This window comes from Enterobacter sp. CCUG 70166 (assembly GCF_020224095.1).
Classification (GTDB): Bacteria; Pseudomonadota; Gammaproteobacteria; order Enterobacterales; family Enterobacteriaceae; genus Enterobacter; species Enterobacter intestinihominis.
The window spans coordinates 1-20,126 of the sequence record NZ_NRIQ01000047.1 but is presented as its reverse complement, the minus strand read 5'-3'; the positions used below and the strand labels follow the sequence as shown (position 1 = coordinate 20,126).

The window sequence follows — 20,126 nt, the reverse complement described above, 5'->3', positions numbered from 1 at the left end:
GCGAAATTCAGCGGTCGCGGTAAAGTAGTGATGGACTTACAGAGCACAAGGACTCTCCATGACACTCAATAAAACCGATCGCATTGTCATCACGCTGGGCACTCAGATTGTGGGTGGCAAATACGTTCCCGGTTCGCCGCTGCCAGCAGAGGCGGAACTGTGCGAGGAGTTTGAAACCTCGCGCAATATCATCCGGGAAGTGTTCCGCTCGCTGATGGCGAAGCGGCTGATTGAAATGAAGCGCTATCGCGGCGCGTTTGTTGCGCCGCGTAACCAGTGGAACTACCTCGATACCGATGTTCTGCAATGGGTACTGGAAAACGACTACGACCCACGGCTTATCGGCGCGATGAGCGAAGTCCGAAATCTGGTGGAACCGGCCATCGCCCGCTGGGCGGCAGAGCGCGCAACGTCAGGTGACCTGGCACAGATTGAGTCGGCGTTAAACGACATGATCGCCAATAACCAGAATCGGGAGGCGTTCAACGAGGCGGACATTCGCTACCACGAGGCGGTACTGCAGTCGGTGCATAACCCGGTGTTACAGCAGCTTAGCGTGGCGATCAGCTCGCTACAGCGAGCAGTTTTTGAACGTACCTGGATGGGCGATGAGGCCAACATGCCGAAAACGCTTCAGGAACATAAAGCGCTGTTCGATGCGATACGGCATCAGGACGGCGATGCGGCAGAGCAGGCGGCGCTGACCATGATCGCCAGCTCGACACGAAGGTTGAAGGAAATCACATGACATCACGCTACATCGCAATTGACTGGGGATCGACCAATCTGCGCGCCTGGCTCTACCAGGGGGAGCAGTGTCTGGAAAGCAGGCAATCAGAAGCAGGTGTGACGCGCCTGAACGGTAAATCCCCCGAAGCGGTGTTAGCAGAGGTGACACAAAACTGGCGCGACGGTACTACGCCAGTGGTGATGGCCGGAATGGTCGGCAGTAACGTGGGCTGGAAGGTTGCGCCTTACCTGTCGGTTCCGGTGCATTTCACCGCCGTTGGCGATCAGTTAACGTCTGTTGGCGACAATGTCTGGATTATTCCCGGTTTATGCGTCTCTCGCGACGATAACCATAACGTGATGCGCGGCGAAGAGACGCAGCTGCTCGGGGCGCGCACCCTTTCTCCTTCTTCTGTCTACGTCATGCCCGGGACGCACTGCAAATGGGTCCAGGCGGATGCTGAGCAAATTCATGATTTCCGCACGGTGATGACCGGCGAACTGCACCACTTGCTGCTTAAGCATTCGCTGATGGGGGCCGGTTTGCCGGAGCAAACCCCTTCGCGGGAAGCGTTTGCCGCCGGGCTTGAGCGCGGGATCGCATCCCCTGCCGTTTTGCCGCAACTTTTTGAGGTTCGCGCCTCGCACGTGCTGGGAAACCTTCCGCGCGAGCAGGTCAGCGAATTTCTGTCCGGCCTGCTGATTGGCGCAGAAGTCGCCGCCCTGAGCGACGGGTTCGCCGGGCAGCAGGCCATCACGCTCGTCGCGGGTTCATCGCTGACGTCTCGTTACCGCCAGGCGTTCCACGCTATCGGACGGGATGTTGCTGCGGTGGAAGGCGACACGGCATTTCAGGCAGGTATAAGGAGCATTGCTCATGCAGTGGCAAACTGAACTTCCCTTGATCGCGATTTTGCGCGGTATCACGCCCGGTGAGGCCTTAGCGCACGTTGGCGCGGTGATCGACGCCGGGTTCGACGCGGTGGAAATCCCGCTCAACTCCCCGGAATGGGAAAAAAGCATTCCGGCAATTGTGAAGGCGTTCGGTGATAAAGCGCTGATTGGTGCTGGTACCGTATTACAGCCGGAGCAGGTGGATGAACTGGCGAAGATGGGCTGCAAGCTTATCGTCACACCGAATATCAACCCCGAGGTGATCCGCCGGGCGGTGGATTACGGCATGACCGTATGCCCGGGTTGCGCCACGGCCACAGAAGCCTTTGCCGCCCTCGATGCGGGCGCACAGTCTCTCAAAATTTTCCCGTCGTCGGCCTTTGGTCCGGATTACATCAAAGCGCTGAAAGCGGTCTTACCCGCCAGCGTGCCGGTCTTTGCCGTGGGCGGCGTCACGCCGGAAAACCTGGTGCAGTGGATAAAAGCGGGTTGTGCAGGCGCGGGGCTGGGCAGCGATCTCTATCGTGCCGGACAGCCCGTTGAGCGTACCGCACATCAGGCGGCAGCATTTGTGAAAGCGTATCGAGAGGCAGTGCAATGAAAATAACCAAACTTACCACGTACCGTTTACCCCCGCGTTGGATGTTCCTGAAAATCGAAACCGACGAAGGCGTGGTTGGCTGGGGCGAGCCGGTGATTGAAGGCCGTGCGCGCACCGTTGAAGCCGCGGTTCACGAGCTGGGTGAATACCTGATTGGCCAGGATCCGGCGCGCATCAACGACCTGTGGCAGGTCATGTACCGGGCGGGATTTTACCGTGGCGGTCCGATCCTGATGAGCGCCATCGCCGGTATCGATCAGGCGCTGTGGGATATCAAAGGCAAAGTGCTGAATGCCCCGGTCTGGCAATTAATGGGCGGCCTGGTGCGAGACAAAATCAAAGCCTACAGCTGGGTGGGCGGTGACCGCCCTGCGGAAGTGATCGACGGTATCCGGCAGCTGCGCAACATCGGTTTTGACACCTTCAAACTCAACGGCTGCGAAGAGATGGGCGTTATCGACAACTCGCGCGCGGTAGACCGGGCGGTGAACACCGTGGCGCAAATCCGCGAGGCTTTCGGCAACGAGATTGAGTTTGGCCTGGATTTCCACGGCCGCGTCAGCGCGCCAATGGCCAAAGTGCTGATTAAAGAGCTGGAGCCGTATCGCCCGCTGTTTATTGAAGAGCCTGTTCTGGCCGAGCAGGCGGAATACTATCCAAAACTGGCTGAACAGACGCACATTCCCATCGCGGCGGGGGAGCGTATGTTCTCGCGCTTCGAGTTTAAGCGCGTGCTGGAAGCGGGCGGCATTGCGATCCTGCAACCGGACCTCTCCCACGCGGGTGGCATCACCGAATGCTACAAAATTGCCGGCATGGCAGAAGCCTACGATGTGGCGCTGGCGCCGCACTGTCCGCTTGGGCCGATTGCGCTGGCAGCCTGTCTGCATGTGGACTTCGTCTCCCGTAATGCAGTGTTCCAGGAACAAAGCATGGGCATTCACTATAACAAGGGCGCGGAGCTGCTCGACTTTGTGAAAAACAAAGAAGACTTCAGCATGGAAGGTGGTTTCTTTAAACCGTTAACGAAGCCGGGCCTTGGCGTGGAGATCGACGAAGCCAAAGTCATTGAGCTGAGTAAAAGTGCGCCGGACTGGCGTAACCCACTGTGGCGTCTTGAAGACGGTTCCGTAGCCGAGTGGTAAATCGCCGGATGGCGCTACGCTTATCCGGCCTACTCTCTCGTAGGCCCGGTAAGCGAAGCGCCACCGGGCAAAAAAAACGTACATAGAAAAAATATAACCCTCTGTAAATTACAGGGCATGGTGAGCGGCTTCGCTATGCCCAAAATCTGGAGACAGATTGCGATGGATATTCCAGTTACTGCTACAAAAACCGGGCGTCGCCGCTACCTGACGCTAATTATGATTTTTATTACCGTGGTCATTTGCTATGTCGACCGCGCCAACCTTGCTGTGGCCTCGGCCCATATTCAGGAAGAGTTTGGCATCACCAAAGCGGAAATGGGTTACGTCTTCTCGGCGTTTGCCTGGCTGTATACGCTCTGCCAGATCCCCGGCGGCTGGTTCCTTGACCGCGTGGGGTCACGTCTGACCTACTTTATCGCTATTTTGGGCTGGTCCGTGGCGACCCTGTTCCAGGGCTTCGCCACCGGGCTGATGTCGCTGATAGGCCTGCGCGCCATCACCGGGGTGTTTGAAGCGCCCGCGTTCCCGACCAACAACCGCATGGTGACCAGCTGGTTCCCTGAACACGAACGTGCTTCCGCTGTTGGTTTTTACACCTCCGGGCAGTTTGTTGGTCTGGCGTTTCTGACGCCGCTGTTAATCTGGATCCAGGAGCTGCTGAGCTGGCACTGGGTGTTCATCGTCACCGGCGGGATCGGCATTATCTGGTCGTTAATCTGGTTTAAGGTCTATCAGCCGCCGCGTCTGACCAAAAGCATCACCAAAGCCGAACTGGACTACATCCGCGACGGCGGCGGTCTGGTGGACGGCGATGCGCCAGTGAAAAAAGAGGCGCGCCAGCCGCTGACCAGAGCGGACTGGAAGCTGGTCTTCCACCGTAAGCTGGTGGGCGTATATCTGGGCCAGTTCGCGGTGACCTCCACGCTGTGGTTCTTCCTCACCTGGTTCCCGAACTATCTGACCCAGGAAAAAGGGATAACCGCGCTGAAGGCGGGCTTTATGACCACCGTACCCTTCCTTGCGGCGTTTTTCGGCGTCCTGCTCTCGGGCTGGCTGGCGGATAAGCTGGTGAAAAAAGGCTTCTCACTGGGGGTTGCGCGTAAAACGCCGATTATCTGCGGACTGCTGATCTCTACCTGCATCATGGGAGCGAACTACACCAACGATCCAGTGTGGATCATGACCCTGATGGCGGTAGCGTTCTTCGGGAACGGTTTTGCCTCCATCACCTGGTCGCTGGTGTCGTCCCTGGCACCGATGCGGCTGATTGGCCTGACTGGTGGCGTATTCAACTTCGTTGGCGGCCTGGGCGGGATCACCGTGCCGCTGGTCATCGGTTACCTGGCGCAGGACTACGGCTTTGGTCCGGCTCTGGTGTATATCTCTGCCGTGGCGCTGATCGGCGCGCTCTCCTACATCCTGCTGGTAGGTGACGTGAAACGAGTAGGCTAATCCCTTCGGATGTTTTACCCTGATGCGATAACCGCGCATCAGGGTATTTTCATGAAACAAATCACCTTCGCTTCCCGCAACCACCAGCTCACCAACATCAACATCTGGACGCCAGACAGCCAGTGGCTTGTCTATGATGTCCGCCCGTCCGGCGCGTCGTTTACCGGTAAAACCATTGAGCGGGTCAACGTCGGTACGGGCGAGGTTGAGGTGATCTACCGTGCGACTGACGGCGCGCATGTCGGCGTGGTGACCGTTCATCCTGCCGGGGAGAAATATGTTTTTATCCACGGCCCGAAAAAACCGGATGCAGACTGGCAGTATGATTTTCACCATCGTCAGGGAGTGATTGCGCACAACGGCCAGGTGAGCAATCTTGATGCGATGGATATCACCGCGCCTTACACGGCGGGGGCGCTGCGTGGCGGCAGCCACGTTCACGTTTTTAGCCCGAACGGGCAGTTCGTCAGCTTTACCTACAACGACCATGTACTGCACGCGCGCAATCCGCAGCTGGATTTGCGTAACGTCGGGGTGGCGGCGCCTTTTGGTCCGGTAAATCCACAGGGGAACCATCCGCGGGAATATGCTGGCACCTTCTGGAGCGTGCTGGTAAGCCGGACAACGCCGAACCCGCAACCGGGCAGCGATGAGATCAACCGCGCCTATGAAGAGGGCTGGGTGGACAACGACAGGCTGGCGTTTATCGGCGATACGGTGTCTGCGAAAGGCGAGAAAGTGCCCGAACTGTTTATTGTGGACCTTCCCAAGGACGAGCAGGGCTGGAAACGGGCGGGCGATGCGCCGTTGCAGGGAACGCCTGAAACAATGCCCGCGCCGCCTGCGGGCGTAACGCAACGTCGCTTAACCTTCACCCACCAGAAGGCGTATCCGGGGCTGGTGAATGTGCCGCGCCACTGGGTGCGCAGCAATCCGCAGGGGACGCAGATTGCGTTTTTAATGCGGGACGATAACGGCGTTGTGCAGCTGTGGCTTATCTCCCCTGAGGGCGGCGAGCCGCGTCAGCTGACCCACGCTGAGCGTGATATTCAGTCGGCCTTTAACTGGCATCCTTCCGGCAACGGGCTGGGATTTGTGCTTGCAGGCCGCATTGCCTGCTGCGATGCGCAGACCGGAGAGGTGACGTTTTTGACGTCCGATCATGGCAACCCGCCGTCTGCTGACGCTGTGGTGTTTTCCCCGGACGGACGTTTTGTTGCGTGGATGGAAGAGAAGGACGGTTTCCGCCAGCTGTGGCTAACGGAAACCGCACAGAATTAGCGCGGGGTCATCTCTGCGGGCGGGATGACGGAGTTAGTCGCCAGCGTCTCCTGCTCGCTTTTCTCAACGCGCGAACGCACTGAGCTGTCGGTGCGGAACATATCCCACGGCAGCAGAAGCGTATCGGCAACCGCCGTAAACGGCATATCAAGAATCGCCAGAGATTTGGTACCCCAGTTTGTCTCATCATCAGAGATCATGGCGGCACTGGCGCGCGTCCCCGGATATGTTCCTTCTTTACCGCCGGTGTGCGACATCACGCTCGAACACCCGCAAAGTAAAACAACCCCGCTGAACGTCGCCAGCTTAATCAGAACATTTCTCATCATCACTCAGTCATCATTAGTAGCACGGCATTGACCTGCAACTCAGGGTTATAGCGAGGCGCGTCCAAAATGGATAGCTCAAAACTCCCGCACTGTGGTCGCCATCGCAATTTAACCCTTTGTGCTGTGCCCCTGAGTCTATGCGACAACCAGCAAAGTGCAAAAAAATCTCACATCAACAGGCTTGAAAAGGCCGTATCCAGACCCATTTTAAGAATGTAACCCGATAACGGACACGCCTGATGGGTGTTCGGGGAAGCAGAAGCCTGTCCATGGTGGAAGGCTACATTTTCTCGCTGATTCCAGGAGTTTTTATCTATGCGTAATTTCGATCTCTCTCCGCTATACCGTTCTGCCATTGGTTTTGATCGTCTGTTCAACCACTTAGAAAACAACCAGAGCCAGAGCAACGGCTATCCTCCTTACAACGTTGAATTGGTTGACGAAAACCACTATCGCATTGCGATTGCTGTCGCCGGTTTCGCAGAGAGCGAACTGGAGATCACCGCGCAGGACAATCTGCTGGTGGTGAAAGGCTCCCATGCGGGCGAGCAGAAAGAACGAACCTACCTCTACCAGGGCATCGCAGAGCGCAACTTTGAACGCAAGTTCCAGCTGGCTGAGAACATCCACGTCAAGGGCGCGAACCTGGTGAACGGCCTGTTGTTTATCGAACTGGAACGTGTGATTCCGGAAGAGAAAAAACCGCGTCGTATCGAAATCAATTAATTAAGCGGGTCGCGGCTGCGGCCCACCTGAAATTGCTTGCCGTAAAGGGAGCATATGCGAATCCGCAAGGGTTTGCAGGTACAACTGCGCACAAAAATAAACTGTGCCGAACTCGCTTCTCAGAAGGAGATTTAGTATGCGTAACTATGATTTTTCCCCCCTGCTGCGTCAGTGGATCGGTTTTGACAAACTGGCTAACGCGCTGCAAAGCGCAACCGAACAGCAGACGTTTCCGCCGTACAACATCGAAAAAAGCGATGATAACCACTACCGCATCACGCTTGCGCTGGCCGGGTTTCGTCAGGAAGATCTCGACATCCAGCTTGAGGGTACGCGCCTGACCGTTAAAGGGTCACCGGAAAAACCAGACACCGAGACCAAATGGCTGCATCAGGGGCTTGTCACTCAGCCGTTTAGCCTGAGCTTTACCCTGGCAGACCATATGGAAGTTTCTGGCGCGACGTTCACTAACGGGCTGCTGAACATTGACCTCACCCGTAACGTGCCGGAAGCTATCGCGCCGCAGCGCATCGCCATTAGCGACAGGCCGGCGTTAAACAGTTAACAAACCCGCCGAAACTGTAGGTCGGGTAAGGCGCAGCCGCCACCCGACAACGCTCACAGACCGCACAAGGCCCTGCCCCGGCAGGGCTTTTTTGTGCGCCATCGCCCATACAACCGCCGCCAGCTCTGAGAGAATCCCTGTTATAACTAAGGTTATACACAGGATGTGGAACATGAGTGATATCGCGTTAACCGTCAGCGTGTTGGCCCTTGTCGCGGTAGTGGGGCTATGGCTGGGGAATATCAAAATCCGCGGCGTCGGGTTTGGGATTGGCGGGGTGCTTTTCGGCGGGATTTTTGTCGGCCATTTTGCCGACCAGCTTGGGTGGGTGCTCAGCGCCGATATGCTGCATTTCATCCAGGAGTTCGGCCTGATCCTCTTTGTGTATACCATCGGTATTCAGGTGGGGCCGGGCTTCTTCGCTTCCCTGCGCGTCTCCGGTTTACGCCTTAATCTCTTTGCCTTCGGCATCGTCGTGATGGGTGGGCTGGTCACCGCCATTCTGCACAAACTCTTCGCTATTCCGCTGCCCGTCGTGCTGGGCATCTTCTCCGGCGCCGTAACCAATACGCCCGCGCTCGGGGCGGGCCAGCAAATTCTGCGCGATCTGGGTATCCCTGCTGATGTCGTCGATCAGATGGGGATGAGCTACGCCATGGCCTATCCGTTTGGCATTTGCGGTATTTTGCTCTCCATGTGGCTGGTGCGCGTGCTGTTCCGCATTAACGTCGAGCAGGAGGCGAAAGAGCATGAAAGCACGCTGACCAACGGCCATGCGCTTATTAAAACCATCAACATTCGCGTCGAAAACCCCAACCTGAATAATATGGCGATACAGGATGTCCCCATTCTGAACAGCGCGACCATTATCTGTTCACGCCTGAAACGTGACGACACGCTGATGGTGCCTTCACCTGACACCCTCATTCAGCACGGCGATCTCCTGCATCTGGTAGGGCAACCGGCGGATTTAAACAATGCCCGGCTGGTGATTGGTCAGGAGGTGGATACCTCGCTCTCAACCCGTGGAACGGACATGCGCGTGGAGCGCGTGGTAGTGACCAATGAGAAGGTCCTGGGCAAGAAAATACGCGATTTGCAGGTTAAAGAGCGTTATGACGTGGTGATCTCCCGGCTTAACCGCGCCGGTGTCGAGCTGGTGGCCAGCCAGGATGCCAGCCTGCAATTCGGTGATATTCTCAACCTCGTCGGGCGTCCTTCATCTATTGATGCCGTAGCGAACATGGTGGGCAACGCCCAGCAAAAACTCCAGCAGGTGCAGATGCTGCCGGTCTTTATCGGCGTCGGGCTTGGCGTCATGCTTGGCTCCATCCCCCTGTACGTGCCCGGCTTCCCGGTAGCACTGAAGCTGGGGCTGGCAGGCGGGCCGCTCATTATGGCGCTGATCCTCGGGCGTATCGGCTCCATCGGTAAGCTCTACTGGTTTATGCCGCCGAGCGCTAACCTGGCGCTGCGGGAGTTGGGCATCGTGCTGTTTCTGGCGGTGGTGGGGCTGAAATCCGGCGGCGATTTTGTCGATACCCTGGTTAACGGCGAAGGGATGAGCTGGGTAGGCTACGGCATATTCATTACCGCCATCCCGCTGATAACGGTCGGATTACTGGCGCGTATGTTCGCAAAAATGAATTATCTCACGCTGTGCGGCATGCTGGCCGGTTCCATGACCGATCCGCCCGCGCTGGCGTTCGCCAATAACCTGCACGCCACCAGCGGCGCGGCGGCGTTGTCCTACGCCACGGTTTATCCGCTGGTGATGTTTTTGCGCATTATCACCCCGCAACTACTGGCGGTGCTGTTCTGGGGGATGGGCTAATAAGTCTTCCGGGTGGATACGCCGCAGATGGTAGTCCACCTGGTAATCGCTGGAGTTCCGGAACATCACGGAATAGTTGAGGAACTCGCCGCTGTCGCTGTAGGAAAGAGAGGTGATGCGCAGCAGCGGCGTCTGTTCCGGCAGATTCATATAACCGGCCAGCTGTTTATCTGCCAGCACTGGTGTCAGGCTCTCGTAGTTGCCGCTAATGGTGATCCCGCACTCCTTCTCGATGTAATCAAACTTAGACCCTTCGAGATGCGCCAGGGAAAGATTGCGGAACAGCTTCACCGGCATAAAGCTGTCCTCCAGCATCAGCGGTTTTCCGTCCACGTAACGTACCCGCCTTGAAAAATAGATCCGCTCATCAACCTGAATCCGCAGCTGGCTGGCGATGGCGGGCGGCGCGGGCATCACTTCAAACTGCAACACCTTGCTCTGCACTTCTTTCCCCTGCTGGCGCAGTACCTCTACCAGCCCGGTCAGGTTAGTCGTTTCATGATGAACGTCTTTGCGCGCCACGAACGTCCCGCTGCCGTGTCGACGTTCAACCAGCCCCCAGCTTACCAGCAGATCCAATGCTTTGCGGATGGTCATCCGGGCTACGCCAAACTCCTTTGCCAGCGCTTTTTCGCCGGGTAACGGGCTGCCAATGTTGTAGTCCGACGAATTGAGCCGTAGCCGCAATCTGTCGGCAATAGATTTGTAGATCACCTGTAGACCTCTGCTCGCCCGTTATGGCGTGGATTACGTCTTAACTTGTCCATATTTGCTATCAAAAGTAGACCTGATTGGTCAAATTAAAACCATGAATGCGATCACGAATCGCAGCGGCACGCCATGTTCCCGCATCAGTAACTTCTTATGCTCACCTCAGGCCAGTAAAAAATCATAAAGGCCTCTACCCCTACAGGTTGTTTCATGAGGATTTAAAAATGCTCAGTCAAATACAACGTTTTGGCGGCGCCATGTTCACCCCGGTTTTACTGTTTCCCTTTGCCGGGATCGTGGTCGGGATCGCCATCATGCTTCGCAACCCGCTGTTTGTCGGCGAAGCTTTAACGGCCCCCGATCATCTGTTCGCGCAGATTGTTCACATCATCGAAGAGGGCGGCTGGGCGGTGTTCCGCAATATGCCGCTGATTTTTGCTGTCGGCTTACCGATTGGCCTGGCAAAGCAGGCGCAGGGCCGCGCCTGTCTGGCGGTGCTGATTAGCTTTCTGACCTGGAACTACTTTATCAACGCGATGGGGATGACCTGGGGTCACTTCTTTGGCGTCGACTTCTCTGCTGAACCCACTGCTGGCAGCGGGCTGGCGATGATTGCCGGAATCAAAACGCTTGATACCAGCATCATCGGGGCGATTATCATTTCCGGGCTCGTCACCGCCATCCACAACCGATTTTTCGACAAGCCGTTGCCGGTCTTTCTGGGGATTTTCCAGGGCACCTCGTTTGTCGTTATCCTCGCGTTCTTCGTGATGATTCCCTGCGCCTGGCTGACGCTGCTGGGCTGGCCGAAAGTGCAGATGGGCATTGAGTCCCTGCAGGCGTTCCTGCGCTCTGCCGGTGCGCTCGGCGTATGGGTCTATACCTTCCTGGAACGCATTCTGATCCCAACCGGATTGCACCACTTCGTCTACGGTCCGTTTATTTTCGGCCCGGCGGCGGTAGAGGGCGGCATTCAGGTCTACTGGGCGCAGCACCTGCAGGAATTCAGCCAGAGCACTGTGCCGCTGAAAACACTGTTCCCTGAAGGCGGCTTCGCCCTGCACGGCAATTCGAAAGTGTTTGGCTCGGTCGGGATTGCGCTGGCGATCTGGTACACCGCGTCGCCGGAGAACCGCGTCAAGGTTGCGGGGCTGCTGGTTCCGGCCACGCTTACCGCCGTGCTGGTGGGTATTACCGAACCGCTGGAGTTCACCTTCCTGTTTATCTCGCCGTTGCTGTTTGCCATCCACGCCGTGCTGGCCGCAACGATGGCGACGGTGATGTATACCTTCGGGGTGGTGGGGAACATGGGGGGCGGTCTGCTGGACCAGTTCCTGCCGCAAAACTGGATCCCGATGTTCCATAACCACGCCTCGACGGTATTCACCCAGATTGGCATCGGCCTCTGCTTCACCGCTCTCTATTTCGTGGTCTTCAGGACGCTTATCGAACGTCTGAATCTGAAAACGCCGGGCCGGGAAGAGAGCGAAATCAAGCTCTACAGCAAGGCCGACTATAAGGCGGCGCGTGGACAAACCACCGCCCCGGCAGCAGCCAGCCAGCAGGTCGGACAGGCCGCTGGGTTCTTACAGGCGCTCGGCGGCGCAGCAAATATCGAAAGTATCAATAACTGCGCCACCCGCCTGCGTATCGCCCTGGTGGATATGACGAAAACCCAAAGCGACGACGTCTTCAAAGCCCTGGGCGCACACGGTGTGGTGCGGCGCGGCAACGGCATTCAGGTGATTGTCGGTCTGCACGTTCCTCAGGTGCGCGACCAGCTGGAATCGCTGATGAAAACCCCTTTAACAAACGAACAAACCACTCTGACAGAGGCTATATCATGAAAAAATTCTCAGTTGTTATTGCAGGCGGCGGCAGTACATTCACGCCTGGTATCGTCCTGATGCTGTTAGCCAACCGTGACCGTTTCCCGCTGCGTGCGCTGAAGTTCTATGACAATGACGGAGCACGTCAGGAGGTTATCGCCGAGGCGTGCAAAATCATCCTCAGGGAGCAGGCGCCTGAGATTGAATTTAGTTACACCACCGATCCGAAAGCAGCCTTTACCGATGTGGATTTCGTGATGGCGCATATTCGCGTGGGCAAATACCCGATGCGTGAAAAAGATGAAAAAATCCCGCTGCGCCACGGCGTGCTGGGCCAGGAAACGTGCGGGCCGGGTGGCATTTCCTACGGCATGCGCTCCATCGGCGGCGTGCTTGAGCTGGTAGATTATATGGAACAGTACTCCCCGAAAGCGTGGATGCTGAACTACTCCAACCCGGCGGCGATTGTCGCGGAAGCCACGCGCCGCTTGCGTCCGAACGCGAAAATCCTCAACATCTGCGACATGCCGATCGGCATTGAAGGCCGTATGGCGCAAATCGTCGGCCTGAAAGACCGCAAAGAGATGCGCGTGCGCTACTACGGTCTGAACCACTTCGGCTGGTGGACGTCGATTGAAGATCTGAACGGCAACGATCTGATGCCGAAACTGCGCGAATACGTGGCGAAAAACGGTTATGTTCCACCTTCGGAAGATGCGCATACTGAAGCGAGCTGGAACGATACCTTCGCCAAGGCCAAAGACGTACAGGCGCTGGATCCGGACACCATGCCGAACACCTACCTGAAGTATTACCTGTTCCCGGACTATGTGGTCGCCCATTCCAACCCGGAGCGTACCCGCGCCAATGAAGTGATGGATCACCGTGAGAAGCATGTATTCAGTTCATGCCGGGCGATTATCGAAGCCGGTCATTCTTCTGCCGGTGAACTGGAAATCGACGAACATGCATCGTACATCGTCGATCTGGCGACCGCGATTGCCTTTAACACCCAGGAACGCATGTTGCTGATTGTGCCTAACAATGGGGCTATCCATAATTTTGACGCCGACGCGATGGTAGAAATTCCGTGTCTGGTCGGCCACAACGGACCGGAGCCGCTGACCGTGGGTGATATTCCGCACTTCCAGAAAGGGCTCATGAGCCAGCAGGTGGCGGTGGAAAAACTGGTGGTGGACGCCTGGGAGCAGCGCTCGTATCAGAAACTCTGGCAGGCGATTACCCTGTCGAAAACCGTACCGAGCGCATCGGTGGCGAAGGCGATTCTGGACGATTTGATTGAAGCTAATAAGGATTACTGGCCAGAGCTGCACTAATCTTTCTGACCGGCATCGCCAGATGCCGGTCTCCTTGTCCTGGCTGAATTACGCTATGCTGAAGCCTGCATGCTGCACGACAAGGAACCTTCATGAACATTTCCCGCCTCGGTGAAGCGCCGGACTACCGCTTCTCACTGGCTAACGAACGCACGTTCTTAGCGTGGATCCGCACCGCCCTGGGCTTTCTGGCCGCAGGCGTCGGCCTTGATCAGCTCGCCCCCGATTTTGCCACTCCGTTGATTCGCGAAGTGCTGGCCCTGCTGCTGTGCCTGATTGCCGGCGTGCTGGCGATTTATGGCTATCTGCGCTGGCTGAGAAATGAAAAGGCGATGCGTCTGAAGCAGGATCTCCCCTACACGCGCGGTTTGATCATCATCAGTACGATTTTGCTGATGGTTGCGGGCGTAGTGATGTTACTGGTGCTGTATGCCGGATAGCCGCAAAGCGCGGCGGGAAGCGGACCCCGGGCTTCAGCCGGAGCGAACCTCGCTGGCCTGGCTGCGCACGCTGCTTGGGTATGGTGCGTTGATCGCGCTTGCCATTAAGCACAACTGGCACCGCACGGGGGCGCCATTCTGGATCTCCATTGTGGTGCTGGCGCTGGTAGCCATCATTTTATGGCGCTACACCCGCAGTCGTAACCTGATGGACGTGGCGCAGAGCGACTTTGTACAGCCGAAGGCGGTGCGGGATAAGTTCCTTATCGCCCTGGCCGTGCTGTCGCTGTCACTGCTGTTTGCGGTCACCCACATTCAACAAATTTTGCACCTGTAGGCCGGGTAAGGCGCAGCCGCCACCCGGCATATTTACTTCCCTTTCGCTAAATATTTCGCCATCTCGTCTTCCGGCACCATGCCGCCGCCGGTCGCCCAGACCAGGTGTGTAGTGTTAGCATTCGCCGTTATGCGTACCGGCCCGGCCATCCCCGCCAGCGCCGACGGCTCCAGACAAATGCCTTCTTCCTGCGCCAGCCAGCCGAGCAGGTCGTACATGCTTTGATCGGCGAGGGTATAGAACCCGTCAAGCAGACGCTCCATCGCGCGGCCCACGAAGCCAGACGCGCGACCTACCGCCAGACCGTCCGCCGCCGTCACGTTATCAATACCCAGATCCTGCACGGCGATTTCATCGTGCAGCCCGGTGTAAACGCCCAGCAGCATGCACGGGGAGTGCGTGGGCTCGGCGAAGAAACAGTGGACGTTATCGCCAAAGGCCAGCTTCAGGCCAAACGCCACGCCGCCGGGGCCGCCGCCGACGCCGCACGGCAGATAGACATTCAACGGATGTTCAGCATCCACCGCGCGCCCCTGCGCGGCAAACTGCGCTTTCAGGCGCTCACCTGCAACCGCATAGCCCAGGAACAGCGTGCGTGAGTTCTCATCGTCAATAAAGAAACAGTTTGGATCGCTTTCCGCCGCTTTGCGCCCTTGCTCCACCGCCACGCCATAATCCTGCTCATATTCCACGACGATCGCGCCGTGGCTGCGCAGTTTGGCTTTCTTCCACTCGCGGGCGTCTGCGGACATATGCACCGTGACCTTAAAGCCGATGCGCGCGCTCATAATGCCGATGGACATCCCCAGGTTGCCGGTTGAACCCACCGCGATGCTGTACTGGCTGAAGAAGGCTTTAAAGCGTGGCTCCAGCAGGATGCTGTAGTCATCTTCAACGCTCACCAACCCGGCTTTCAGCGCCAGTTTTTCCGCGTGGGCCAGCACCTCATAGATACCGCCGCGCGCTTTAATGGAGCCGGAAATCGGCAGATGGCTGTCTTTTTTCAGCAGCAGCGTGCCTGGAATGGCCTTGCCGGACTCTTTCTCCAGCCGCTTTTGCATCGCCGGGATCGCGACCAGTTCGGATTCGATAATCCCGCCCGTTGCCGCCGTTTCCGGGAAGGCTTTCGCCAGATACGGCGCGAAGCGTTTCAGGCGTGCATGCGCGTCGTCCACGTCGGCTTTGGTCAGCCCGACATATGGCAACCCTTCCGCCAGCGTCGTGGTGTTCGGATTAAGCCAGGTGATCTCTTTCAGGGCAATCAAATCCGCCAGCAGCGGAAACCGGTCAATGAGGCCGGTCAGGTCAGTCGTTTTCATAATCTGTCTCAGAATTTAGTTCGTTTTGACTCTACACCAATTGTGAAAAAGCATGCTAAATACAGAGTAAAGCATTTGATTATTTGCAAGGGGCGTCGTGTTAAAGCCGTTAATTGTCACCGTGTTAGCGCTCGCTTCCGGCTGGGCCTGTGCCGCTGAGCCACCCCTGACGGCTGCCCGTTACGCGCAGATGTTGGGCGTCGGAATGGATGTCGACTGGGCCCGCACCGAGCGCGGTATACGCGAATTCGACCCGTTGGTGGTCCGTGATTTCCAGGCGAAAGGCATACATCATGTCCGTATTCGGGTGGCGGGCGAACCGACGGAAGCGCGGCTGATTCACCTGCGTAAGCTGGTGGAGGCTTGCGAGCAATACGGCGTCATCCCCATCATCGCCTATCAGGCCGATGAATATAAAAACGATCCGAAAGCGGATACCGAAAAAGCGGTGATCAACTGGTGGATTGCCGTGGCGCACTATTTTGGTCAGCGCTCGCCGTTGCTGGGGTTTGACCTGATCTACGAACCGGCGGACAAGCTCAACCACAACGTTGCTTCGCTCAACCGGGTGTATGAGAAAGCGATCAAAGACATTCACGCCATTGATGCCAGCCGCATGATTTTTATCGCCCCTCGTCTGCGCGCCGCGCCGGAGGATTTATCCAGCCTGAAGCTGCCCGCACACAGCCAGAATTACCTGCTGGCGGAATGGCATATTTTCCCCTGGGGTCCGCTGAAAACGAACGGCAAATACCCGTGGACGTCCGGAACCGCGGCTGAGAAAGCGGCTATCCGTAACCGAATCAATGCCGCGCTGCACTGGCAGCAAAAAACCGGGCACGTTAGCTGGGTCGGGGGCTGGGGCGTGGGGGAGTCAAACCACCTCACGCCAACCGCTTCGCAAATGGCCTTCGCCAACTTTATGTCCTGCGAGCTGCAAAAGGCGAAAATCCCGTATGCGCTTAACGCGGACTTCCAGTTTTACGACGGGGAAGAGGGCGCCTGGCGGCCTGCGCCAGAGCCGTTATTACAGGCGATGATTGCGCCCGTGTGTGAAAAGCCCGGCGAGAAGCCGGGCCATCATGCGGTTAAACCGGCTGTTCGTGATGCGGGACGCGCGACGCCAGCGGCAGCCAGCACAGCAAAATCAGCAGCCCCATCAGGGTCATCAGCAGGCCCAAACTCGCCTGCCCGGTCTGCGGCATCATAGCCGAAAGCCAGGCCAGCGCGCCGGAACCGATATTCTGTAAACCGCCGACCAGCGCGCCTGCCGTGCCCGCGAGGAACGGGAACGGCTCCATTGCGCCGCTGGTGGCGAGCGGGAACAGCATGCCCGCGCCGAAGAAGAACAGCGCCGCCGGGATGAGCAACGTCCAGACCGACATCACGTCAAACAGCCCCGGGATCCACATCATCAGCCCGGCCAGTAGACAGCTGATCACTGACTGCCACATCAGCGTAGAGAAGCGTTTGTTCGGACGTCCGGCGAACCATGCGCCGAAGAACGCCGCCGGGATCGGCAGAATAAACAAAATGCTCACCACCATGCTGCTCAGGCCAAGACCTGCGCCCAGCAGCACGCCGGAACAGGCTTCAAACACCGCAATGCCCGCCAGGCCGCCGATTAGCATCAACAGATAACAGGTAAACGACCCATTACCGAACAGCGTTTTGTAGCTGGCGATGAGCTTCGTGCGCGGCGCGTCCTGCGGACGTGTTTCCGGCATCCAGCGCGCCATGCTGAAGGTGACAATAATGCACAGCACCAGCAGGAAGGCGTAACAGGCGCGCCAGGACCAGACGGTGTCCAGCAGACCCCCAATCAGCGGGGCGAGCAGCGGGCTGACCAGAATGCCCATATTTAACAGACTGTTGGCGTGGCGAAGCTGGGTGCCCTGGTACATATCACGCGGCAGGGTACGCGCCATGACCCCGCCGACGCCGGTGCCCACGCCCTGGAGGGCGCTGGCGGCAATCAGGATGGTCAGGCTGTGCGTAGTAATGGCAATCACCGTCGCCACCATGAAAATGCTCATGCCCACCAGAATGACCGGACGACGCCCGACGCGATCGGACAGGGGACCATAAACCAGCTGTGAAACGCCATAGGTCAGCAGGTAGGCTGCCATCACGCTCTGTACCGCACCTTCGCGGACGCTCAGATCTTTTGCCATATCGGCAATCGCCGGAATGTAGATGGTTTGCGCCATCTGCCCGACGGCCACCAGTAACACCAGCATCAACAATAAGTTCACGTTCCGTTGCTTTTTCATGTCGCTGAATACTTTTGCCAAAAGAGATAAATAAAGAATAAGTGACTACTCATTCCCATAAATGCGCGAGGAATCTACCACAGAGAGATGACAATTTAAGCATTACTGTGATGAATGACAGAAGGCGTGAAGGCAGGATTTGTAAACAAGATCGGCAACTAATGTTGCCAGCGAATTACGCCAGGCGCAGCAGGACCGCACCGGCTGCAATACCCAGCGCCGCCGCGATGCGCAGGTCCACAACCTTCTCTTTTAAAAGCACAAATGCGATGAATGCGCCGAAGAGAATAGAGGTTTCACGTAGTGCGGCGACCACCGCCAGCGGCGCCTGAGTCATCGCCCAGAGTGCCAGACCGTAAGATCCCATCGTCCCGACGCCGCCGAGCAGTGTAACGCACAGGAGACGAACAAATATGGCCAGCATGCGGCAGTCGGCTGGGGCGAGAAGGGGAGTAAAATCAGCGCAATAAGCGCGGCTGAACCGCTAACGCCGATCGCCGAATAGAGCTTATCCGTTCCGGCCTTAACGATGGCGTTCCAGCTGGCATGCAGCAGTGCGGCGAACAGTAAAATGCAGAAAACGGTGATGGACATGGCGGATCGGTTGGTGAAATGTCATCCAACTGTAACATTCCCCCGTCGAGGCTGCCAGCCGCTTACACTGCGCAAAAAAGGCGGTGCGTCACCCGGGGCTCGTCTGACACCAGCCTGAAGCCCGCCCGATGATAAAATCCGTACGCGGTTTCCGGCGCATGGGTATTAAGAAAATCAAACCAGATGCTGGCATCCGCCATCACCACGGTCAAAAGTTGTTTTCCAATCCCCAGCCCACGGCACTTTTCGCTGACGTAGAGATGACGAATACGTCCGGCGCGCGGCTGCTGGCTGAATGGATCGCGATTTAGACCGCACACGCCCACCAGCCTGCCGTTAAGAAACGCCCCCAGCAGCTTTTCACCCGGCGCGTTAAAGCGATTCTCACCGCGCTGCCAGTTCTCTTCCAGCCTGCGCAGCATATTGAAATTTAACGCGATACTCTCGGCCTTCAGGGCGATATAGCCCGGTTCATCAGGCGTAACAGGCTCAATTAACAGACGCGACATAGCATTCCCTCGTTATTAAAGAGGGGCGGTTGCCCGCCCCTCTCAGGTGCGACTTGAACCTGAATCACTTAACGTATTTCAGGACAGCATCAAGCAGTTGCAATACAGCAACAATGAGTTTGAGGACAAGTATGACCATATCCACGACGCTCATACGCGTCTCCTTTTGGTTAAAAGGAGCACGATGCTGGCGTACCTTTCCGCCGCCTGTGGCCAGCACCTGGATTGACGTAACACAGTGTGCTCACTTCAGGGGTTAAGGCACTGACGGCACCACCCGTTTCAGCCAGGACTTCGTTGCGCCGGTAAACTGCGGCCCCCTCGCTCACTGCGAACACCCTCAGTATAGATAAATACTGTATGTATGAACAGTATTTTATGGACAAATTTTGGAAGGCGATCCATACTCAAAAACGTCAAAATCCGTGCCGGAATTGCGCGTTCGTCTTCTATCGCGTATACTTTTTGCGTTGACGTAACACAGTGTGTTCTGCGGCAACCAACCGCAAAACCCTGATAAAAACCTCGCTTAGGCGGGGTTTTTTGTTTTCTGGTCTGCCCATAAAAAGGCTGCTATAAAAGCGAGGTTTCTGCTATTTAGCTTCGTTGTGAACGGGATAGCATCGCTTATGCAACTCTCTTTATAGAAATAGGTATTAGACTCATTTTGCAATGAGTAAACTAAAAGTGTGTGAACTAATATAAACCGCTAATGCCCTTCAAGTAATTAAGTTGTTTCGTATATAACCTTAATAAATAAAATCGTACTGACTTATTATTTATGTGAATGTTTATGTAAAGCAATTTTACTGGTTTGAATTTCTGGACTTTTCAATGTATATTCCTATAGCCGCAATCATTGTGTGGATACATTATGCAAGCATCTGATTATTTAAAGATGAAGTTCCAGAGTGACAGGCAGTTGGCTATTTATGGACAGCAAGGTGTTGCAGGAACATGGAGAGCATTAAAGGGGATCGGCTCTGATATTTACTCAGGGGTTGAGCGTGTAAGTTGGTACTCATCATGCTTAATCCCCAGCTATCACGATGTATGTGACGAGCTTCTCTCAGAAGAAAAGAGAATGTACCTCTCAATTCTCTCGCTTTACCGTTATCGCGATGTAATAGCACACATGCTCTATCTTTATTTTGAACGTGTTATTTCCGATTCAGAAAATGGGAATGAACACAATCGCGTTGACCTGCTCCCCGTTGA

Annotated in this window: 19 protein-coding genes, 3 pseudogenes and 1 other annotated feature; of the genes and pseudogenes, 15 read left to right on the top strand and 7 right to left on the bottom strand. The window is 56.5% G+C overall.

All coding sequences use genetic code 11. The annotated features are described in order from the left end of the window. The first annotated feature begins 58 nt into the window (after nt 1-58). The 6 genes from dgoR (at nt 59) to CKK19_RS19825 (ending at nt 6,105) form a co-directional block, all read left to right on the top strand. Nucleotides 59-748, top strand: coding sequence for a D-galactonate utilization transcriptional regulator DgoR (gene dgoR / locus CKK19_RS19850; RefSeq protein WP_003861109.1), 690 nt, complete (start codon nt 59-61; stop codon nt 746-748). Beyond that, the gene (locus CKK19_RS19845) at nt 745-1,623 is read left to right on the top strand and encodes a 2-dehydro-3-deoxygalactonokinase (protein WP_063853997.1); all 879 of its coding nucleotides are present in this window, start codon (nt 745-747) and stop codon (nt 1,621-1,623) included. Before dgoR ends, CKK19_RS19845 begins: the two co-directional genes overlap by 4 nt. Then, entirely contained in the window at nt 1,607-2,224 is a 618-nt protein-coding gene (locus CKK19_RS19840; protein ID WP_022646535.1) for a 2-dehydro-3-deoxy-6-phosphogalactonate aldolase, read from the top strand. The genes CKK19_RS19845 and CKK19_RS19840 overlap by 17 nt, the downstream gene beginning before the upstream one ends. Next, nucleotides 2,221-3,369, top strand: a complete 1,149-nt coding sequence (dgoD, locus tag CKK19_RS19835) for a galactonate dehydratase (protein ID WP_017694024.1) — start codon at nt 2,221-2,223, stop codon at nt 3,367-3,369. Before CKK19_RS19840 ends, dgoD begins: the two co-directional genes overlap by 4 nt. Nucleotides 3,370-3,486: 117 nt before the next feature. Further along, nucleotides 3,487-4,824 carry an MFS transporter gene (locus CKK19_RS19830; protein ID WP_161177384.1) on the top strand — a complete coding sequence of 446 codons (1,338 nt, stop codon included), beginning with the start codon at nt 3,487-3,489 and terminating at the stop codon, nt 4,822-4,824. A gap of 51 nt (nt 4,825-4,875) precedes the next feature. Next, a complete protein-coding gene (locus CKK19_RS19825) occupies nt 4,876-6,105 on the top strand; it encodes a DUF3748 domain-containing protein (RefSeq protein ID WP_074174426.1) in 1,230 nt (409 codons plus the stop codon). Here CKK19_RS19825 and CKK19_RS19820 read toward each other — a convergent pair. Beyond that, a complete protein-coding gene (locus tag CKK19_RS19820) occupies nt 6,102-6,434 on the bottom strand; it encodes a YceK/YidQ family lipoprotein (protein WP_032622035.1) in 333 nt (110 codons plus the stop codon). The genes CKK19_RS19825 and CKK19_RS19820 overlap by 4 nt on opposite strands. A 247-nt stretch (nt 6,435-6,681) precedes the next feature. Beyond that, nucleotides 6,682-6,756: a sequence feature (ROSE (Repression Of Heat Shock gene Expression) occurs in the 5'-region of heat shock genes and acts as an RNA thermometer to modulate expression.), on the top strand. Between CKK19_RS19820 and ibpA the strand changes: the two genes are divergently transcribed. From ibpA to CKK19_RS19805, 3 genes are all read left to right on the top strand, one after another. Further along, a complete protein-coding gene (gene ibpA, locus CKK19_RS19815) occupies nt 6,750-7,160 on the top strand; it encodes a small heat shock chaperone IbpA (RefSeq protein ID WP_003861094.1) in 411 nt (136 codons plus the stop codon). It overlaps the preceding feature by 7 nt. A 136-nt stretch (nt 7,161-7,296) precedes the next feature. Next, nucleotides 7,297-7,725, top strand: coding sequence for a small heat shock chaperone IbpB (ibpB, locus tag CKK19_RS19810; protein WP_022646539.1), 429 nt, complete (start codon nt 7,297-7,299; stop codon nt 7,723-7,725). A gap of 172 nt (nt 7,726-7,897) precedes the next feature. Then, nucleotides 7,898-9,559 (top strand): putative transporter, encoded by a 1,662-nt coding sequence (locus CKK19_RS19805; RefSeq protein WP_022646540.1) that lies wholly within the window; start codon nt 7,898-7,900, stop codon nt 9,557-9,559. Here the strand turns inward: CKK19_RS19805 and CKK19_RS19800 are convergent. Beyond that, nucleotides 9,527-10,273, bottom strand: a complete 747-nt coding sequence (locus tag CKK19_RS19800) for a GntR family transcriptional regulator (RefSeq protein WP_063148991.1) — start codon at nt 10,271-10,273, stop codon at nt 9,527-9,529. The two genes, CKK19_RS19805 and CKK19_RS19800, sit on opposite strands and share 33 nt — an antisense overlap. 221 nt (nt 10,274-10,494) lie before the next feature. Here CKK19_RS19800 and CKK19_RS19795 point away from each other — a divergent pair, with 221 nt between their 5' ends. From CKK19_RS19795 to CKK19_RS19780, 4 genes are all read left to right on the top strand, one after another. After that, a complete protein-coding gene (locus CKK19_RS19795) occupies nt 10,495-12,117 on the top strand; it encodes an alpha-glucoside-specific PTS transporter subunit IIBC (protein WP_022646542.1) in 1,623 nt (540 codons plus the stop codon). Then, on the top strand, nt 12,114-13,436 hold the full coding sequence (locus tag CKK19_RS19790; RefSeq protein ID WP_023305140.1) for a 6-phospho-alpha-glucosidase: 1,323 nt from the start codon (nt 12,114-12,116) through the stop codon (nt 13,434-13,436). The genes CKK19_RS19795 and CKK19_RS19790 overlap by 4 nt, the downstream gene beginning before the upstream one ends. A gap of 92 nt (nt 13,437-13,528) precedes the next feature. Further along, nucleotides 13,529-13,876, top strand: a complete 348-nt coding sequence (locus tag CKK19_RS19785) for a YidH family protein (protein ID WP_022646544.1) — start codon at nt 13,529-13,531, stop codon at nt 13,874-13,876. After that, on the top strand, nt 13,866-14,213 hold the full coding sequence (locus tag CKK19_RS19780; RefSeq protein ID WP_022646545.1) for a DUF202 domain-containing protein: 348 nt from the start codon (nt 13,866-13,868) through the stop codon (nt 14,211-14,213). Before CKK19_RS19785 ends, CKK19_RS19780 begins: the two co-directional genes overlap by 11 nt. 32 nt (nt 14,214-14,245) lie before the next feature. Here the strand turns inward: CKK19_RS19780 and dsdA are convergent, their stop codons facing one another. After that, nucleotides 14,246-15,532, bottom strand: a complete 1,287-nt coding sequence (gene dsdA / locus CKK19_RS19775; protein WP_225455208.1) for a D-serine ammonia-lyase — start codon at nt 15,530-15,532, stop codon at nt 14,246-14,248. A gap of 97 nt (nt 15,533-15,629) precedes the next feature. Here dsdA and CKK19_RS19770 point away from each other — a divergent pair. Continuing rightward, nucleotides 15,630-16,715 (top strand): annotated as a pseudogene (locus CKK19_RS19770) (cellulase family glycosylhydrolase); the annotation flags it as partial. Here CKK19_RS19770 and emrD read toward each other — a convergent pair. The 4 genes and pseudogenes from emrD to tisB form a co-directional block, all read right to left on the bottom strand. Next, nucleotides 16,621-17,805 carry a multidrug efflux MFS transporter EmrD gene (gene emrD / locus CKK19_RS19765; RefSeq protein WP_023298963.1) on the bottom strand — a complete coding sequence of 395 codons (1,185 nt, stop codon included), beginning with the start codon at nt 17,803-17,805 and terminating at the stop codon, nt 16,621-16,623. The pseudogene CKK19_RS19770 and the gene emrD sit on opposite strands and share 95 nt — an antisense overlap. A 175-nt stretch (nt 17,806-17,980) precedes the next feature. Further along, a pseudogene (locus tag CKK19_RS19760) lies at nt 17,981-18,399 on the bottom strand (EamA family transporter). A gap of 62 nt (nt 18,400-18,461) precedes the next feature. Further along, on the bottom strand, nt 18,462-18,908 hold the full coding sequence (locus CKK19_RS19755) for a GNAT family N-acetyltransferase (RefSeq protein WP_023298965.1): 447 nt from the start codon (nt 18,906-18,908) through the stop codon (nt 18,462-18,464). Between the two features lie 64 nt (nt 18,909-18,972). Then, complete coding sequence (gene tisB, locus CKK19_RS19750) at nt 18,973-19,062, bottom strand: type I toxin-antitoxin system toxin TisB (protein ID WP_022646551.1); 90 nt, start codon at nt 19,060-19,062, stop codon at nt 18,973-18,975. Nucleotides 19,063-19,782: 720 nt separating this feature from the next. Here tisB and CKK19_RS19745 point away from each other — a divergent pair. Continuing rightward, nucleotides 19,783-20,126 (top strand): annotated as a pseudogene (locus CKK19_RS19745) (hypothetical protein); the annotation flags it as partial.

Excerpts from the sequence above, each read along its gene's own strand:
- CKK19_RS19755 (WP_023298965.1), bottom strand. The coding sequence starts at position 18,908 with ATGTCGCGTCTGTTAATTGAGCCTGTTACGCCTGATGAACCGGGCTAT.
- CKK19_RS19805 (WP_022646540.1), top strand. The coding sequence starts at position 7,898 with ATGAGTGATATCGCGTTAACCGTCAGCGTGTTGGCCCTTGTCGCGGTA.
- tisB (WP_022646551.1), bottom strand. The coding sequence starts at position 19,062 with ATGAGCGTCGTGGATATGGTCATACTTGTCCTCAAACTCATTGTTGCT.
- CKK19_RS19825 (WP_074174426.1), top strand. The coding sequence starts at position 4,876 with ATGAAACAAATCACCTTCGCTTCCCGCAACCACCAGCTCACCAACATC.
- CKK19_RS19780 (WP_022646545.1), top strand. The coding sequence starts at position 13,866 with ATGCCGGATAGCCGCAAAGCGCGGCGGGAAGCGGACCCCGGGCTTCAG.
- CKK19_RS19785 (WP_022646544.1), top strand. The coding sequence starts at position 13,529 with ATGAACATTTCCCGCCTCGGTGAAGCGCCGGACTACCGCTTCTCACTG.
- CKK19_RS19840 (WP_022646535.1), top strand. The coding sequence starts at position 1,607 with ATGCAGTGGCAAACTGAACTTCCCTTGATCGCGATTTTGCGCGGTATC.
- ibpA (WP_003861094.1), top strand. The coding sequence starts at position 6,750 with ATGCGTAATTTCGATCTCTCTCCGCTATACCGTTCTGCCATTGGTTTT.
- emrD (WP_023298963.1), bottom strand. The coding sequence starts at position 17,805 with ATGAAAAAGCAACGGAACGTGAACTTATTGTTGATGCTGGTGTTACTG.
- CKK19_RS19830 (WP_161177384.1), top strand. The coding sequence starts at position 3,487 with ATGGTGAGCGGCTTCGCTATGCCCAAAATCTGGAGACAGATTGCGATG.
- dsdA (WP_225455208.1), bottom strand. The coding sequence starts at position 15,532 with ATGAAAACGACTGACCTGACCGGCCTCATTGACCGGTTTCCGCTGCTG.
- CKK19_RS19845 (WP_063853997.1), top strand. The coding sequence starts at position 745 with ATGACATCACGCTACATCGCAATTGACTGGGGATCGACCAATCTGCGC.
- ibpB (WP_022646539.1), top strand. The coding sequence starts at position 7,297 with ATGCGTAACTATGATTTTTCCCCCCTGCTGCGTCAGTGGATCGGTTTT.
- dgoR (WP_003861109.1), top strand. The coding sequence starts at position 59 with ATGACACTCAATAAAACCGATCGCATTGTCATCACGCTGGGCACTCAG.
- CKK19_RS19790 (WP_023305140.1), top strand. The coding sequence starts at position 12,114 with ATGAAAAAATTCTCAGTTGTTATTGCAGGCGGCGGCAGTACATTCACG.
- CKK19_RS19795 (WP_022646542.1), top strand. The coding sequence starts at position 10,495 with ATGCTCAGTCAAATACAACGTTTTGGCGGCGCCATGTTCACCCCGGTT.
- CKK19_RS19820 (WP_032622035.1), bottom strand. The coding sequence starts at position 6,434 with ATGATGAGAAATGTTCTGATTAAGCTGGCGACGTTCAGCGGGGTTGTT.
- dgoD (WP_017694024.1), top strand. The coding sequence starts at position 2,221 with ATGAAAATAACCAAACTTACCACGTACCGTTTACCCCCGCGTTGGATG.